This window comes from Colwellia sp. SU-HH01217, assembly GCF_057543495.1.
Window position 1 is genome coordinate 179,679 of the sequence record NZ_BAAJLX010000001.1, and the last position, 16,668, is coordinate 196,346.

Genomic DNA, 16,668 nt, shown 5'->3' on the forward strand with positions numbered 1-16,668 from the left:
TATTAATTTACCGAAAAATGTATGTGATCTTTATGTCCTGAGACTGAGTGTGCCCCACCAAGTTTTTTCTTTGTAAAAGGACCAAAGTTCTCTCTTCTAGCAGGAGCGGTTTCAAATTTTTGCTGCATAGCATCAACTATAGCTGTTACTTCTTTATCCGTCCCGTAATTTACAGACATCTTTTTTCCATTAATTCTTGAAATATCTACAGCCTTTCCATTACCTTGGACATGACGACTAGGAAATTTATGAGAATCATTTGCAGAAGAAATATAAATTTGTGAAAGCGTATACCCTTTGGCGATATCCTTTTTAATGCAATATTGCAATGCTGTCAAAAGGGTTTGTTCGACATTTAAATTTACCGAGTTTGCATATCTTATGGTTACAGCATTTATAGACTGAGGAATTAATGGCATTCTTATGCTTCCTTGCATGGAATTTAGCTAACAGTTTACTGATAGGGATTTTCACTAATGCCCTATCCAAGTTTTTTATTGTTGATTGCTAAATATGCCATAAATTCAATTAATTAAAAAGTTAAAAGTAACTATCTTTAATCTTCCCATAATGAAAATAGCCCCATTGCCCGACTCTTCTTAATGGTGCAAAAGGAAATTTTGGCAGCGCTTTTTGATATAAAGGCAAGTTAGGCGTTGATTGCCCTGCCACTTTTTGTGCGAGCCTTTTACCTGCTTGTACTGAAAAAGACACGCCGCTACCACAATAGCCCATACTATAAAAAACGGAATTTTTTTCATTCTCATAAACATGAGGTAAATCATCTAGCGCCATGCAAATCCAGCCTGACCATGCATAGGTATATTTTAATTGTGCTAAAGGAGGAAAGCTTGTTTTTAAAACTTCTAACAAGCGATTAGCGTAGTAAGGGTCTTCAGCGCCTTTACCTGTAATTGCTCCTCTACCACCAAAAAGAATGCGGTTATCAGGTAGTTTTCGGTAATAATATTTTAACGCACGAGTGTCCATAACAACGTTACTGGTTAAAAAGTTACATTCGGCTAATTGCTGCTCTGTTAATGGCTCAGTCACTATAATTTGAGACAATACAGGTAAGGTTCTATTTTTAATTAAACCATGGAAACCTTTTGGCGTATAACCGTTAGTGGCAATAACTACCTTCTTCGCTTTAACTTGCCCTTTCGGTGTTTGTAATAATTGAAAACCTCCTTCTTCTCGCCAATTTTCAACAGGTGAAGACGTATGAATTTTAACGCCAGCTTCGCGGGCAAGCTTTTGATAACCCCAAGAAAGTTTTAATGGGTTAATGCCAAAACCATCTTGATAGCGTATCGCACCATAGGCATTTCTATCATCCATATATTGCTGACGAACTTCTTGCTGAGTTAACACCTGAACATCATAACCAAACATTTGCTGTTGTAGCTTAGCTTGAGCAATTAATTGTTTAAACATGTTAGGTTTATGAGCAACTTTTATAAACCCCGCTTCTTGCTGATCACAATCAATACCTTCACTAATTAAGCTTTTTACCGTATCAACACCTTCACACATTTCAGCATAAATACCGCGCATTACTTCTTCTCCCCATTGCTTTTGCATAGTGGAATAAGCTTTACGCCCAGATGACTTTAAAATAAATCCTGCATTTCGACCGCTACAGCCCCAAGCGGTTTGATTAGCTTCTAGAACATGCGCTTTAATACCATGCTCTTTAGCTAAATGCAGTGCAGTAGACAAACCTGTGTAACCTGCCCCGATAATAGCAACATCAACGTCAATATCTTGCATCAATTGACCGTCATCTTGAGGTTTTTTACCCGAATTCCCCCCAGAAATAGAGGCCCAATAGCTATCAGGGTATTTTTCACCACACCCCGGTGAAGAATCGTGCAAAGGATCGTACATATTTACTCCAAAAAACATCAACTAACACACTGGCAAACTATGCCATTAAAGCGCTAAACTTACATCAGAGAAACTAAACTAAACGCTTATTATGTCAAAATACTTCAACTATCAAAATTTAACCCCCGCTGATTTTTCAGCTGTTATTGCGCTCGGAAACTTTGTTCATGGTGATGGTTATTTAACTCCAGAAAACCTTATGCAGTGGTATTTAAAAGGCATTTTTAATGAAATAAATGCCGGCTTTGTTGTTTATGATCAGGATAAATTGGTAGGTTTTCGTATTACTTACGCTATAGGTCAATGGGATATAGATCAATGGTGCAGCCCTAAGCTTTGGCAAGTACCTAGCGAAAATGTTTGTTACTTTAAATGTAATACCGTAGATGAAAATTATCGCGGACACGGTATTGGTGGACAATTGTTACAACTATCTATTGATGCAGCGAAAAAACAAGGGGCATTAGCGGGAGTGAGTCATTTATGGAAACAAAGCCCAGGCAATAGCGCAGTGAAGTATTTCACAAAATGTGGCGGCAAATTAGTAACCTCTCATCCTGACAAGTGGAACCAAGCGAGTAAAGAAGGTTACAACTGTATTTTATGTGGCCACGACTGCCATTGTGAAGCAGCAGAAATGATAATTCACTTTGATTGCTAACCTTAGTCAATCAATTTAAGCTTTAACTATAACAATCAATTTACATATCACTTTATGTATATATAATATTTCATATATACGTTTTTATGCATTTAGTGACAATTTATGAAAAGCCCAAAAAAGAGTACCGTACTTTTTCTCTGTACAGGGAACTCAGCTAGATCACAAATGGCTGAAGCTTTATTGCGACACAAAGCGAGCGATCAATACACTGTTTTCAGTGCCGGAACACATCCAGAAGCTGTTGATAAAAGAGCAATAAAAGCATTAAGTAAATTTGGCTTAAGCACTGAAAGCTTAATTGCTAAAAATGTATCTGTCTTTGAAAATCAATCCTTTGATTATGTTATTACACTTTGTGATAAAGCCAATGCAGAATGTAGAAGTTACCCTAACGCAGGTAAACAATTAGCTTGGGATTTTCCAGATCCTAAATCACGTGCAGGTGATAATCCTTTTTCAATTACTTTAAACGAGTTAAATAATCGTTTATCTATGTTTTTATTAGTGGAAGGTAGAACTGTTAATACTAGCCCAAAACCTAATACTAACCCTGTTGGAAAAAACAATGAACCAAGCAGCATTATTGATCCTATTACTTTTTATAAAAGCCTTTCAGATGAAATTCGATTAAAAACGCTACTCCTAGCTCATTATCATGGAGAGTTATGTGTGTGTGAATTAATGATTGCCCTTGATGAAGATAGCCAGCCCAAAGTATCTCGTAATTTAGCCGTGTTAAAAAAAGCCCAAGTTATAACAGACAGAAAACATGGACAATGGGTTTTTTATCGCATTAACCCTAAACTTCCTTTATGGGCAAAAACGGTAATTGCTCAAACCACAGAAAATAATGTTGGTTTAATCGAACCTGAGCTTCATCGTTTAAACGAGATGACTAACAGACCTAACAAAGAAAGCTTCTGCAAATAATTAATTAATAATAATCAATTAAGGATTAAGTCATGGGAATTTTCGAACGCTATTTATCACTCTGGGTAGCATTAAGCATCATGCTAGGGGTAACATTAGGCTTATGGCAACCTAATGCTTTTCAAGCAATTGCCAACTTTGAAATTGCTCACGTTAACATTGCCGTCGCTGTATTTATTTGGGTAATGATTTATCCAATGATGGTACAAATTGATTTTTCAGCAATCAAAGATGTTGGTAAAAATCCAAAAGGCTTAGTGCTCACAATCATCATTAACTGGTTAATTAAACCTTTTACTATGGCCGCTTTAGGTTGGCTGTTTTTTAATACTTTGTTTGTTGATTTTGTCGATCCGTCTTCAGCACAAGAATATATTGCAGGCATGATTTTACTTGGCGTTGCACCTTGTACTGCCATGGTTTTTGTTTGGTCACAATTAACCAAAGGGGATCCTAATTACACCTTAGTTCAAGTCTCTGTAAATAACGTTATTATGATCTTTGCCTTTGCACCTATTTCTGCCCTTTTACTAGGTGTTAGCGACATTACCGTTCCTTGGGAAACATTAATTACCTCTGTGGTTTTATATGTGTTACTTCCCTTAGTTGCCGGCATTATTACCCGAAAGCTACTCAATAATAACGAAAAAACACTGAACCATTTATTAACGATATTAAAGCCTTGGTCAATGATAGGCTTACTGGCCACTGTTGTTTTATTGTTTGGTTTTCAAGCCAATACTATAATCGCAGATCCTCAAACCATTGTATTAATTGCTATTCCGTTGATGCTACAAACTTATGGTATTTTCCTTATCGCTTACCTCGCAGCTACGTGGATGAAATTGCCTAGCAATATCGCAGCACCTGCATGCTTAATTGGCACATCAAATTTTTTTGAATTAGCTGTTGCCGTAGCTATCTCACTTTTCGGTTTACATTCTGGCGCCGCCTTAGCAACAGTGGTTGGCGTATTAGTAGAAGTACCTGTGATGTTGTCATTAGTTTATTTCATAAATTATAAACAGCGTCAACTACAGCAAAACTTATAACAGTAGTGCGAACAAACACCAACAATAATATTTTTAGGACGACATAATGACGATTAAAATTGGTATTAATGGCTTTGGCCGTATGGGACGATTATCTATGCGTGCAGCATTCGACTGGCAAGATGTTGAGATTGTTCACATCAATGATCCGGCTGGCAACGCAGAAACACTTGCTCATTTAATGACTTTTGATTCAGTACACGGTCGCTGGCACCATGAGGCAACTCATCAAGGTGATGCAATCGTCATTAATGACAAAGTAATCCCATGTACACAAAATAAAGCCACCAATGAGACAGATTGGTCAGGCTGTGATGTGGTAATTGAAGCGTCAGGAAAAATTAAAACGAAAGCGTTATTGCAAGCGTATTTAGAACAAGGTGTTAAACGAGTGGTCGTTACCGCACCAGTAAAAGAAGACGGTGTATTAAATGTGGTTATGGGCGTTAATGAAAACCTATACGACAAAAGCATCCACCCAATAGTCACCGCAGCTTCGTGTACAACCAACTGCTTGGCTCCTGTTGTAAAAGTTATTCATGAAAAATTAGGCATCAAACATGGCTCAATGACAACGATTCATGACATCACTAACACCCAAACAATATTAGATGCGCCCCATAAAGATTTACGCAGAGCACGCGCCTGCGGTATGAGTTTAATCCCAACAACCACAGGTTCGGCAACCGCTATCACTCATATTTTTCCTGAGCTTAAAGGTAAATTAAATGGTCATGCTATCCGTGTTCCTCTTGCTAACGCTTCACTTACCGACTGTGTATTTGAAGTATCTCGCAGCACAAGTGTTGAGGAAGTGAATCAATTACTTAAGCAAGCAGCTGACAACGAGCTAAACAATATTCTGGGCTATGAAGAAAGACCATTGGTATCGATTGATTATAAAACAGATCCGCGCTCTAGCATTATTGATGCGCTATCAACTATGGTGGTTAACGGTACTCAGATTAAGTTATATGTTTGGTATGACAACGAATGGGGGTATGCCAACAGAACCGCAGAGCTAGCCCGTATGGTTGGCTTAGCCGACAAGGAATAGTGATAAATGGCGATTTTATCTGGCTTGTCATTACAAGTTAAACAATATCTAGTAATAACAGGCAACTATTGGGCATTTACTTTAACTGACGGCGCATTGCGTATGTTAGTTGTACTGTATTTTCATCAGCTTGGTTATAACCCATTAAGCATTGCCATGTTGTTTGTTTTTTATGAAGTCTTTGGTGTTATTACTAACCTTGTTGGCGGTTGGCTAGGAACAAAGCTTGGTTTAAATAAAACCATGAATATCGGTTTAGCGCTGCAAATAATTGCGCTGAGTATGTTAGCTGTCCCTGCAGAAATGTTAACCGTAGTTTATGTTATGGCGGTTCAAGCTCTATCAGGTATTGCCAAAGATTTAAATAAAATGAGTGCGAAAAGCTCGATAAAACTCTTAGTTCCCGATAACGCTGACAATAAACTCTATCAATGGGTAGCTATTTTAACAGGTTCGAAAAACGCTTTAAAAGGTGTTGGTTTTTTTCTTGGTGGCTTATTACTTACCCTACTAGAATTTAAAGGAGCTGTAATATTAATGGCCTCGCTATTAACACTTGTGTGGCTGTTTAGTTTAATGATGTTAAAGGAAGATTTAGGAAAGGCAAAATTCACCCCAAAATTTAAGGACATTTTTTCAAAAAGCTCCTCTATCAATACTTTGTCAGCTGCACGTATGTTTTTATTCGGCGCTAGAGATGTTTGGTTTGTTGTCGCCTTACCTGTTTTTTTAGCAGTAACTTTTAATTGGGATCATTGGCGAGTTGGCACATTCATGGCAACTTGGGTGATTGGCTATGGTGTTGTTCAATCGCTTGCTCCCTACTTTACAGGTAAAAAACAAGGTAAAGTGCCCACAGGACAAGCAGCAGTGCTTTGGGCAAGCTACCTGACATTTATCCCGCTATTAATTGCGCTCGCTTTACATTTTAATTTTCACATTCAACCGTCAATCATCATTGGTTTACTTTTGTTTGGTGCTGTTTTTGCCATTAACTCATCACTGCACAGTTATTTAATTGTCAGTTATGCTGGTAAGGATGGCGTATCACTTGATGTTGGCTTTTATTATATGGCAAATGCCATGGGCAGATTAATAGGCACTATGCTTTCTGGCTGGGTATATCAAATTTATGGTTTAGAAGCCTGTTTATGGATCTCTAGTTTATTTTTAGCGATAGCATCACTGTTATCATTAAATCTAAAACGCTAGATTCTCAAATTGTTATATAGCTTAAAAAATCAAATAATAGAGAAACATAAACATTTACCCTATTAATTGCCGCTATAATCGCAGAAACCTAGTAATAACACTCAAGCTAATTCATAGTAGCCAGATAACCGTACTTTTATCATCATAGACATAAGAAACCGACTTCCATGACAGCAATTACCAATAAAATATTTTCACTATTAGGCTTTCCTCAACCTGTTAATTTGTTACGGTTTAACGGTACTAATTTATTGCCTGAGTCTGTTTTAGCGCTATCAATTAGTTCAGATATTTCACCTGTTATCACCGATTGTTTAAAACGTTTATCAGTAAAAGTATTGGGGGAGTTTTCTCCATTAAGCGAAACTAAAATTCCTGCGCTAGTAATAGATGCCAGTCAATTTAGCGAAGAGAATAGCTTTAATGATCTGTATCATCAAATAAGTCCAGTCTTACCATCACTTCAAGCAAATGCTCGTATTGTATTAATTGCACAATCTTATACTGATGCCCAATCCCACCAAGGGAAAGCGTTTAGTCGAAGCTTGCTTGGTTTTACTAAAAGTCTTGCTAAAGAAGTGGGACGCAAAGGTTCAACCGTTAATATTATTTATATGCAAAACAAGGTAGAACTTGAGCTAGATGGAGCGTTGAATTTTTTACTCTCCTCAAAATCCACGTTCATTAGTGGTCAATCTTTTGAAGTTTCAGCAATTAAACAACAGTGCAATATCAATCAATCACAAAAAATAGCGTTAGTTACAGGTGCTGCCCAAGGCATTGGCTTAGCCATTTCAAAAACCTTAGCGCGAGATGGGTTTAAAGTCGTTGGTGTTGATATTCCTCAAGCTGAAAATGAGTTGATAAAAAACATGAAACACATTGAAGGTGATGCTATATCACTTGATATTAGTGGCGACGATGCAGGAAAACAACTACTTCAATATTTAACCGATAATCACTTTACAGGATTTGATGTTATCGTGCATAACGCAGGGATCACTCGAGATAAAACTCTCGCTAAAATGCCTGAGCATTGGTGGACAAGCACTCTGAATATTAACTTGCTGTCGGTCATAAAAATCAACCAATGTTTGCTTGAAAATAATGCAGTAAACACTGACGGCAGAATTGTCTGTATGTCGTCAATGAATGGTTTTGCTGGACAAGTAGGGCAAACGAATTACGCGACCTCTAAAGCAGGATTAATTGGTTATGTCTCAAGTTTATCGCAAGAGTTAAACAAGACAGATGCTGACGGCCATTCGAGTAATATCACCATTAATGCCGTTGCACCCGGCTTTATTGAAACAAAAATGACCGAACAAATTCCTTTTATGACCCGTGAAATGGGACGAAGAATGAATGCCCTTTCTCAAGGCGGTACTCCACAAGATGTAGCCGAAGCGGTTGCCTTCTTCTCACAAAAGGCAAGCTATGGTGTGTCAGGACAAACAGTAAGAGTGTGTGGTCTTAACTTTATTGGCGGTTAGATTAGTTAAAGTCTTTCATCAGGTTAGCTAAGCGTTCAATTTTGATATTGGATAATTGTCGATAATCGAAATAGGGACAAACAATCATTCGGTGCTGATGGTTAATAGCAAACTCTTCATCAAGCCAAGTTAAATCACCTTTGAGCTGATTGGCATTAGCTAACTTTTTTGCATACGTTCGGCCAATAATAATATGAATGGCATTATGGGTAGAACAATTCAAGGGCGCATTAAACAATAAAGCCGTGTTTGAGTTTTTCTGTAATAAAAAGCGGTCACGATAGGCTTGCCAAGTAGCGGCCAATTTCGTAAATCCAAATTGCTCTTTGTCTAAGGCGAATAACAATTTGGCATACACATTAAAAACTTTTCGCCAACCATTACCGCATTGTTGACCGATAGCGCTAATCTCACCTGTTGTTACAGTCGTTATTTCTTCCAATGCTTGGTATTCGTATAGAGGCGGACGATTTTCGATATAAACCGCAATCGTGTAATTTTCACAACCTAACCCTACTTCATAGCTCACAGTTGATAGCCCACCTAATTATTTATCTAAACGCCAATCAATAATAGTTTCATTTTTACTTGCTAACCATTGGTTAGCTTGTGAAAAAGGTTTACTACCGAAAAACCCTCGATACGAAGATAATGGTGAAGGATGAGGTCCAGCTAACACTAAATGTTTATCTGTGTTGATATCCCTGCCTTTCTTTTGTGCATGAGCCCCCCATAAAATAAATACGCAATGTTCATTGTCTTCATTTAATTTAGCAATGACAGCATCAGTAAAGGTTTCCCAACCTAACTTAGCATGTGAATGCGCGCTAGCTTGTTTAACCGTTAATACCGTATTAAGTAGTAATACGCCCTGCTTCGCCCATGGTTCAAGAAAGCCGTGGTTTGGCGTAATGAAGCCGTCAATATCAGTCGATAATTCTTTATAAATATTAACTAATGAAGGCGGCACTTTGACATCAGGTAATACTGAAAAAGCTAAGCCATGCGCTTGTCCTTCACCATGATAAGGATCTTGTCCTAGAATAACGACTTTAACCTCATTCAAATCAACACCGTTAAATGCGTTAAAAACCTGTTCTGCTGGCGGATATATAACTTCTCCGCTACTGCGTTGTTCAGCAATTTCGCTTGTTAATGCTTGAAAATAGGGTTTGGCTTTTTCTTGATTTAGCAATGCTTGCCACAAAGGGGGTAAAGACATATATATCCTTGGTTGGTGTTTAACTAACTAAGCTTAACCGTTCTTTAACAGCCATAAAAAAAGCTGATAGAGATACTATCAGCTTTAAATTATATGATCTGCATTGTGCAATTTATACCAATATATCGAATAAATTAACCAAGCAAATAAGCACGTAACTCAGTAAAATCTGCCGCCAAATCTTTTGATAGAATGGGTTCACCAGCACAATCAGCAAGTTCTTTAGGTAAACTAATCATCTGACCTAAAATACTTTCAACTACATCTTTAAACTTAGCTGGATGAGCTGTACCTAGGAATACACCAAATTCGCCTTCTTCTGCACTGTACTGCAGAGCTTTATAAGCAACAGCGGCATGCGGTTCACTTATGTAGCCTAATTTGCTTAAACCGATAAGTGTTGATTGTGTTTGTTCTTCATCAATAGATACTGAGCTAACGCAATCTTTATCAACAATGCCTGATTTAAGCATATGCTCAACGCGTGGCCAATTATTGGGATTACTCACATCCATCGCATTAGAAATGGTTGCAACCGTATCATTTGGTGACCATTCACCTGTTGCTAAATAGCGCGGTACCGTATCATTTTCATTGGTAGCCGCAATAAAACGCTTAATAGGTAGCCCCATCGCTTTAGCAAATAAACCTGCGGTTAAATTACCAAAATTACCACTTGGGATAGAAAAAACCACTTCACCTAACTCAGTTTTTGCACGAGAAAGTTGCGCAACGGCTTCAAAGTAATAACAAATTTGTGCAAGTAAACGGCTAATATTAATCGAGTTAGCTGAATTTAAGCCAATAGTATTAGCAAGCTCTTTGTCGTCGAAAGATTGTTTAACAAGTGCCTGACAATCATCAAAATCACCATCAACAGCTAATGTTTCAATGTTCCCGCCTAAGGTAGTAAACATTTTTTCCTGTAACAGGCTAATTTTACCTTTAGGGTACATGATCACAACGCGTATATTATCAATGCCATGAAAAGCATGCGCAACCGCCGCACCAGTATCACCCGATGTTGCAGTTAAAATGGTTAGCTTTTTCTCTACGCCCGACTCTTTACTATCTTTGGCACAAAAAGCTTGTAAACATTTTGCCATAAAGCGTGCGCCAAAATCTTTAAACGCTAAGGTAGGCCCATGAAATAATTCTAAAATAGCGCGTTCGCTATTGATTGGTTGTAATAATGCTGGAAAATTAAATGCATCAGTAACAATTTCAGTTAACTCTTTAGTGGTCAAGCTTTCTTCCACAAAGGGTTGAAGGATTTTAACGCTGCGCTCAACCAATGGTAATGCTAAAAGTTCATCAATATTGTCAAACTTTGGCATGCTTTGTGGAAAGAACAAACCTTGGTTTTTTCCTAAGCCTTGTTTGACTGCATCAGCAAAACTAACGACTTCATCATTTTCTTTTAAATTATAAAATTTCACGAAATTTTCCTATCTATCAATTCTTTGGTATTTAACAAGGTTATTGGACTTAGTCTAATAGTCCTGCACCTGTGTTATCAGCTTGGCAAACATGAACAAATCCGTCAGTTTCATTGTTAACCGTTTTTAAATAATTATCTTGCAACCATTGAGCACTTTGTTGAGCTAACTCTAAACTGTCGCAAATACAAAATAGTGTAGGGCCTGAGCCTGAAATACCTACCGCTAAACTACCTTGTGCCATTAAATAGCTTTTAGCTTGGCTATAACCGGGTAACAAATGCTCTCGGTAAGACTCGGCAACCACATCTTCTAATACGTTAAAAGCTTGCTGTTTATCTTGTCTGTGACAAGCGTCGACAAACGTAGCTAGATTTTGCCCGTAAGTAATTAAGTCTGCCCGAGTGTAGCTTTTCGGCAACACATCGCGTGCTGCTTTGGTAGAAACTTCAATACCAGGATACGCCATTACATAATAACAATCATCGAATACAGGTAAGTTGCGGGTAATAATTTGCGCATCAGGCACCATTAACTGTAACCCGCCTAAATAACATGGTGCAACATTATCATAGTGTAAACTACCACTTATTTGAGCTTCCATCTGCCCCATCATTAACAGCATGGTTTCTTCATTAAAACAATGACCTTGCGATTGTTGATAATAGGCATTTAATGCTTCGAGTGCAGCCACAACAGAGCAAGCGCTTGAGCCTAAGCCGCTGCCAACAGGCATTTTTTTATCTAAAGAAAGTTTAATTGGCTCTACACAAACCCCTACCTTAATTAACGCCTTGTTAAATAGCTGTAGACAATGCCAAACAATATTGTCTTTAGGATCGCTTGGCAGTTTATGCGCAAACTTTCCAATAACTTCTATAATATCGCATTGTGCACTTTCAATAGTCACTACATCGCCTAGCAAAGTACCATCTATAGGTTTAACCGCTAAGCCTAATACATCAAACCCAACACTTACATTGCCAATTGAAGCTGGTGCAAATACCGATACTTTATGTGAACTTGTCATTAGTGTTGTTGCTCCCACGCAAGCGTACGTAATAAATCACCAAATACCCCTGCAGCCGTCACCGCTGCACCTGCGCCATAGCCACGCAATACGAAAGGTAATGGCTGATAATAACGACTATGAACAGCGAGTGCATTTTCACCATCTTTAATGCTGTATAAAGGATGATCTTGAGCAACTGCTTCAATAGAAACCTGACACTTACCGTCAATAATGTTGCCAATATATCGCAGAACCTTACCTTCGGCTTTAGCGTCAGATACACGTTGACCAAAAGCTTGATCAATACTTTCAATATTTTTCATAAATGTTGCAACATCGCCACTATCATCGAATCCAGCAGGTAAAACAGATTCAATAGTAATGTCGGTTAACTCTAACTGCATACCAGCTTCACGTGCCATGATTAATAGCTTACGAGCCACATCCATTCCGCTAAGATCGTCGCGAGGATCAGGTTCTGTAAAGCCATTCTCTTTAGCAATAGCAGTAGCTTGTGATAAAGGCATACCTTCGTCTAGTTTACCAAAAATGTAAGAAAGCGAGCCAGATAATATTCCTTCAAAGCGCTGTAACTCATCTCCAGCTTTTATCAAGCTTTGAAGTGTATCGATTACCGGTAAACCAGCACCAACAGTTGTTTCGTATAAAAATCGACGATTAGTTTTTTGTGCTGCAGTTCGTAATGCTTGATAATATTCCCACGAATCTGTATTAGCCTTTTTATTAGGTGTAACCACATGGAAACCTTCCTCTAAAAAGCCAACATAACTCATCGCTAAATCTTCGTTTGAAGTAGAATCTACCAATACTGGATTGATTAAATGATTATCACGAACAAAAGCTTTGATATTTTCAACGGTTACTTCAACAGGCTCTTGTTGCTGAGCTTGTTGCCAATTGTCTAAATCAATACCTTCAGCATTAAAAACCATACCTTTTGAATTTGCTAATCCATAGACTTTTAAATCAATATTTTGCGATTTCAAACTAGGCTGTTGTCGTGCTATTTGAGCGATTAATTCGCTTCCTACAACACCACATCCCACTAAAAACACATCGATTGTCGGCTTGTGAGAGAAGAAATTTTGATGACTCACTTTTAGAGCGTCTGTACATTTTCTTTGTTCAATAACCACTGAAATACTGCGCTCTGATGAGTCTTGTGCTATAGCAACAACATTGACACGAGCTTGAGCAAGTGAACTAAAGAATTTTGCTGCAACACCTTGTTGATGGTGCATACCATCACCAACTAATGAAACAATTGATAATTCTTTTTTCAATGACACTGGCTCTAATAAACCATTTAACAATTCAAGTTCAAATTCTTCTTTTAAACTTTGTTCAGCACGCTCGGCATCGGCAGAATATATACAAAAACTAATACAATATTCGCTTGAAGACTGACTAATAAGCACCATAGAAACACTTTCACGACTCATGGTTGCAAACACACGACTTGCCATACCAACCATGCCTTTCATGCCTGGACCTGAAACATTAACCATCGTTAGATCATCGAGATTCGATATAGCTTTTACACGTTTTTGTTGATCGTTTTCGTTGTCAATTAATGTGCCTGGCGCTGAAGGATTACCGGTATTTTTGATCAAACATGGAATATGGTATTGAGCGATTGGCCCTATCGTTTTAGGGTGAAGTACACTTGCACCAAAATACGATAACTCCATTGCTTCTTGATACGATAAGTAATCGAGTAAGGTTGCATCTTTGATCACTCTTGGATCCGCATTATAAATACCATCAACATCGGTCCAAATTTCACAACATTGTGCTTGAGCACAAACTGCTAGCACTGCTGCTGAATAATCAGAGCCATTACGTCCTAATGTTGTTACTTGGTCATTTGAGTTCACACCGATAAAGCCAGGCATGAGTGATATTTGATTAAGATCGCTGTAAACATTTTGAAAGTTTTCTTTACACAAAACTAAATCTGCAACAGCATTTAGCCATTCATCACTAGTATGTAAAAACTTTTCTGGCTCTAACTCTGTAACTGTCTCGCCTTTGGTAGCTAATACTGATGAAAGTAATGCAACACTTAAACGCTCACCCATACTAATAATTCGTGCGCGTATATGCTCAGGACAATAAGACAACATAGTTGCCCCTTTTAAATAACGGGCTAATTGTCCTTCGCAATTTGCCAGCACTTGTTCGCTATGTTGGCGATTAAAATCTGTAGAGCTGGCAGATAAATCATCAATAATGGTTTCAATTGCGTGTTTAAAGTGTCCTAAATCAGTTTCAAGTTTTGCTTCATCGCTAATGTTTTCAGCCATCGCCACCAAGTGATTTGTTACACCTTGAGGCGCAGAAACAACAACAGCAACTTGAGTTGTTTTGCTTTGATCTTTGATGATATTAGCAACGGTAACAAACCGCTCTGCTGATGCTAATGATGAACCACCAAATTTTAATACACGCATTTTTTATTCCTCTTTAAAACAAAAAAGCCCGTGAGGGTTAATCACGGGCTTTGATAAAATCTTTTTTTACATATCAGCCAGCGACAACCATCCCAGTGCGGGTGGTAGTGGTAATAATAATAATGGTGCCGAGGTTTAATATATTCATGGGGTATAAAATGCCTGATGTCAGATGAACTGTCAACCGTTAATTTATGCAGCTTAACGAATAAAAAGTTATAATTTATGCATAAAAATTTAACATGACGTTTTACAAGTTAATTGAAGTAGAGTTACCTTCTGCAATACAAAACTGATTACGCCCTAGTGTTTTTGCTTGATACAAAGCAAGATCAGTGGTCGTAATCAAATCTTCATAGCGCTTATCATCGAAAGTTAGTTGTGCTACACCAATGCTGACAGAAGTCTTAATAATTTTATCTTGAAATTCAATATTCATATTATTAATTGAGGTTCTTAAGCGTTCGGCCAACTCTGCAGCACCTTCAAGGTTTGTTTCTGGTAAAATAATGGCAAACTCTTCACCACCATAACGGCCAAATATATCGCCCAATCGTAATAAGCTAGTAATATTTTTAGCCAATTCAATAAGAACTTGGTCGCCACCTTGATGACCGTAAGTATCGTTAAGTGATTTAAAGTGATCTAAATCGAACATAATTAACGACAAATCATGTTTATAGCGTCGTGCTCTTGCAAACTCTTGGCTTAAACATTCTTCCCAATGTTTACGGTTGTATATTTGAGTTAACCCATCAATACGATTAGACAAGGCCAAATCTTCCATCGTTGCTTTTAACATGGTTTGGTAATAGCAAACGTCGGTTACGTCTTCTATCAAGATGCAAATATGCTTAATTTCATTATTTTGCTTAATGGGCAGAAAAGTACAGTTTTGCGCCATATACTCACTACCAGTCGTAATCGGGCGAGTATGAGGTAATTTAAATAAATGATGTCGCTGCTCCCAAGAGCAAAATGATGGAGTATCTAATTGGACTACTCCAGCAACTTTACGTTCAAACCATCTTTGAGGTAATTCAGGAAATACCGTAAAAATTGATTGCCCCGATACTTGAGCAAGCTTTCTATTCGCATGAACATCTAAAAACTGATTCCACATGACAACATTCAAATCAAGATCAAGCAATAATACGCCCGAATTCAATTTATCTGTAATGGATGCGCAAAGGTTATCTAATTTAGGTAATTCTTGCATTAATTACAATTCTTCTAAAATACGATCAATAACCGTCTTAATATTAATAATTGCTGACTCTGGAATTAATAAAATCATGTCACAATTAAACGAATAGTCAGTTACCTGATAAGTAATATTAACTTTTAGTGCCATATCCCAATTAAAGGATAAGTTATCTAAATACTCACTTACAGATGCTTGACCATTGGAAAGCAATTTAGGCGCATTATATGACATTTGATTTTCTATCTGACTAGCGAACACATTTAAAAAGGTTGTCGTGAGGATCGAACTAATATCGATTAATTGTTCTTCATCAGACAATTCACCCGGCTCATAGCCCAATAAATCAGCAATATGATCAGAATCTTTATGTTGATACATCAACAAAGCTTCACCGCGGATGCCTTCATAACCAAAAAATCCTTGGCTAACAACAGCAGTAGACAGTTGGTCTTCCGTTAAAGATTGAGAGAAGTTTTTCGCATTAACCAATTCAATATTGGGTACTTGCAAAAAAACAAAGGTATCTAAATAACGAGCCAGCTGATCACTTGCTTGTCCCATAGCAACATTTATTAGTTCTTGTAAACAATCAAGTTGATCTTCATCTAAACTAAACGGCATTATAAAAATCCATGTTCTTTTAAGTTATTAATTAACACATCTACTTGAACTGGTTTTCTCATAAAAGCTTTAGCACCTAGCGCTAATACTTTATTTTGCATTTCAGGTTGTACATCAGCAGAAATAACAAAAACAGCGCAGTTGTGTTTATTGTTATCTTTCAAATTTTGGAGTACACCAACGCCATCAAGTTCTGGCATGGTTAAATCAAGAAACATAATATCAATGGATTGATTATTTAACACTTCTAATGCTTCTAAACCATTCTTTGCTAGTGTTACATCTAGCGACAACTCTTCAGGAAGGCTTCGTAATACTTGTTTACGCGCCATATTAGAGTCATCACAAATGAGAACCGATGGGTTCATAAAGAGGGGTATCCTTTAATTTTTATT

At 37.6% G+C, this 16,668-nt stretch carries 16 protein-coding genes; 6 read left to right on the forward strand and 10 right to left on the reverse strand.

All coding sequences use genetic code 11. The features are described 5' to 3' along the window. Positions 1-2 precede the first annotated feature (2 nt). Positions 3-419, reverse strand: coding sequence for a hypothetical protein (locus tag AC27G3_RS00685; protein ID WP_487117895.1), 417 nt, complete (start codon positions 417-419; stop codon positions 3-5). Between the two features lie 121 nt (positions 420-540). Then, on the reverse strand, positions 541-1,890 hold the full coding sequence (locus AC27G3_RS00690) for an NAD(P)/FAD-dependent oxidoreductase (RefSeq protein WP_487117896.1): 1,350 nt from the start codon (positions 1,888-1,890) through the stop codon (positions 541-543). A gap of 91 nt (positions 1,891-1,981) precedes the next feature. On the opposite strand from AC27G3_RS00690, the gene AC27G3_RS00695 reads away from it, so the two are divergent. The 6 genes from AC27G3_RS00695 to AC27G3_RS00720 all read left to right on the forward strand — a co-directional run bounded on the left by AC27G3_RS00695 (position 1,982) and on the right by AC27G3_RS00720 (position 8,298). Beyond that, entirely contained in the window at positions 1,982-2,551 is a 570-nt protein-coding gene (locus AC27G3_RS00695) for a GNAT family N-acetyltransferase (RefSeq protein WP_487117897.1), read from the forward strand. Between the two features lie 105 nt (positions 2,552-2,656). Continuing rightward, positions 2,657-3,484 (forward strand): metalloregulator ArsR/SmtB family transcription factor, encoded by an 828-nt coding sequence (locus tag AC27G3_RS00700; protein ID WP_487117898.1) that lies wholly within the window; start codon positions 2,657-2,659, stop codon positions 3,482-3,484. Positions 3,485-3,516: 32 nt separating this feature from the next. Then, positions 3,517-4,536: an ACR3 family arsenite efflux transporter gene (arsB, locus tag AC27G3_RS00705; RefSeq protein WP_487117899.1), complete on the forward strand. Its 1,020-nt coding sequence runs from the start codon at positions 3,517-3,519 to the stop codon at positions 4,534-4,536. 46 nt (positions 4,537-4,582) lie between these two features. Next, positions 4,583-5,593: an ArsJ-associated glyceraldehyde-3-phosphate dehydrogenase gene (locus AC27G3_RS00710; protein WP_487117900.1), complete on the forward strand. Its 1,011-nt coding sequence runs from the start codon at positions 4,583-4,585 to the stop codon at positions 5,591-5,593. A 6-nt stretch (positions 5,594-5,599) separates the two neighbouring features. Next, positions 5,600-6,805, forward strand: coding sequence for an organoarsenical effux MFS transporter ArsJ (gene arsJ / locus AC27G3_RS00715; RefSeq protein WP_487117901.1), 1,206 nt, complete (start codon positions 5,600-5,602; stop codon positions 6,803-6,805). 167 nt (positions 6,806-6,972) lie between these two features. After that, on the forward strand, positions 6,973-8,298 hold the full coding sequence (locus AC27G3_RS00720) for a 3-oxoacyl-ACP reductase (RefSeq protein WP_487117902.1): 1,326 nt from the start codon (positions 6,973-6,975) through the stop codon (positions 8,296-8,298). 1 nt (position 8,299) lies between these two features. On the opposite strand, the gene AC27G3_RS00725 is transcribed toward AC27G3_RS00720, so the two are convergent. From AC27G3_RS00725 to AC27G3_RS00760, 8 genes are all read right to left on the reverse strand, one after another. Then, complete coding sequence (locus AC27G3_RS00725) at positions 8,300-8,827, reverse strand: DUF6942 family protein (protein ID WP_487117903.1); 528 nt, start codon at positions 8,825-8,827, stop codon at positions 8,300-8,302. Positions 8,828-8,845: 18 nt separating this feature from the next. Next, on the reverse strand, positions 8,846-9,520 hold the full coding sequence (gene ung, locus AC27G3_RS00730) for a uracil-DNA glycosylase (RefSeq protein ID WP_487117904.1): 675 nt from the start codon (positions 9,518-9,520) through the stop codon (positions 8,846-8,848). A gap of 134 nt (positions 9,521-9,654) precedes the next feature. Continuing rightward, positions 9,655-10,959 (reverse strand): threonine synthase, encoded by a 1,305-nt coding sequence (thrC, locus tag AC27G3_RS00735; protein WP_487117905.1) that lies wholly within the window; start codon positions 10,957-10,959, stop codon positions 9,655-9,657. 49 nt (positions 10,960-11,008) lie between these two features. Beyond that, positions 11,009-11,989, reverse strand: coding sequence for a homoserine kinase (gene thrB / locus AC27G3_RS00740; protein WP_487117906.1), 981 nt, complete (start codon positions 11,987-11,989; stop codon positions 11,009-11,011). Next, the gene (gene thrA, locus AC27G3_RS00745; RefSeq protein ID WP_487117907.1) at positions 11,989-14,445 is read right to left on the reverse strand and encodes a bifunctional aspartate kinase/homoserine dehydrogenase I; all 2,457 of its coding nucleotides are present in this window, start codon (positions 14,443-14,445) and stop codon (positions 11,989-11,991) included. Before thrA ends, thrB begins: the two co-directional genes overlap by 1 nt. 250 nt (positions 14,446-14,695) lie before the next feature. Continuing rightward, positions 14,696-15,664, reverse strand: coding sequence for a GGDEF domain-containing protein (locus AC27G3_RS00750; protein ID WP_487117908.1), 969 nt, complete (start codon positions 15,662-15,664; stop codon positions 14,696-14,698). 3 nt (positions 15,665-15,667) lie between these two features. Then, a complete protein-coding gene (locus AC27G3_RS00755) occupies positions 15,668-16,273 on the reverse strand; it encodes a chemotaxis protein (protein WP_487117909.1) in 606 nt (201 codons plus the stop codon). Then, the gene (locus tag AC27G3_RS00760; protein WP_487117910.1) at positions 16,273-16,641 is read right to left on the reverse strand and encodes a response regulator; all 369 of its coding nucleotides are present in this window, start codon (positions 16,639-16,641) and stop codon (positions 16,273-16,275) included. The genes AC27G3_RS00755 and AC27G3_RS00760 overlap by 1 nt, the downstream gene beginning before the upstream one ends. Positions 16,642-16,668: the final 27 nt, after the last annotated feature.

What these genes read in the sequence shown, in the direction of transcription:
- thrA (WP_487117907.1), bottom strand. Translation starts at nt 14,445, where the DNA reads ATGCGTGTATTAAAATTTGGTGGTTCATCATTAGCATCAGCAGAGCGG.
- AC27G3_RS00685 (WP_487117895.1), bottom strand. Translation starts at nt 419, where the DNA reads ATGCCATTAATTCCTCAGTCTATAAATGCTGTAACCATAAGATATGCA.
- AC27G3_RS00700 (WP_487117898.1), top strand. Translation starts at nt 2,657, where the DNA reads ATGAAAAGCCCAAAAAAGAGTACCGTACTTTTTCTCTGTACAGGGAAC.
- AC27G3_RS00750 (WP_487117908.1), bottom strand. Translation starts at nt 15,664, where the DNA reads ATGCAAGAATTACCTAAATTAGATAACCTTTGCGCATCCATTACAGAT.
- AC27G3_RS00695 (WP_487117897.1), top strand. Translation starts at nt 1,982, where the DNA reads ATGTCAAAATACTTCAACTATCAAAATTTAACCCCCGCTGATTTTTCA.
- AC27G3_RS00755 (WP_487117909.1), bottom strand. Translation starts at nt 16,273, where the DNA reads ATGCCGTTTAGTTTAGATGAAGATCAACTTGATTGTTTACAAGAACTA.
- AC27G3_RS00710 (WP_487117900.1), top strand. Translation starts at nt 4,583, where the DNA reads ATGACGATTAAAATTGGTATTAATGGCTTTGGCCGTATGGGACGATTA.
- AC27G3_RS00720 (WP_487117902.1), top strand. Translation starts at nt 6,973, where the DNA reads ATGACAGCAATTACCAATAAAATATTTTCACTATTAGGCTTTCCTCAA.
- AC27G3_RS00760 (WP_487117910.1), bottom strand. Translation starts at nt 16,641, where the DNA reads ATGAACCCATCGGTTCTCATTTGTGATGACTCTAATATGGCGCGTAAA.
- thrB (WP_487117906.1), bottom strand. Translation starts at nt 11,989, where the DNA reads ATGACAAGTTCACATAAAGTATCGGTATTTGCACCAGCTTCAATTGGC.
- arsB (WP_487117899.1), top strand. Translation starts at nt 3,517, where the DNA reads ATGGGAATTTTCGAACGCTATTTATCACTCTGGGTAGCATTAAGCATC.
- arsJ (WP_487117901.1), top strand. Translation starts at nt 5,600, where the DNA reads ATGGCGATTTTATCTGGCTTGTCATTACAAGTTAAACAATATCTAGTA.
- ung (WP_487117904.1), bottom strand. Translation starts at nt 9,520, where the DNA reads ATGTCTTTACCCCCTTTGTGGCAAGCATTGCTAAATCAAGAAAAAGCC.
- AC27G3_RS00690 (WP_487117896.1), bottom strand. Translation starts at nt 1,890, where the DNA reads ATGTACGATCCTTTGCACGATTCTTCACCGGGGTGTGGTGAAAAATAC.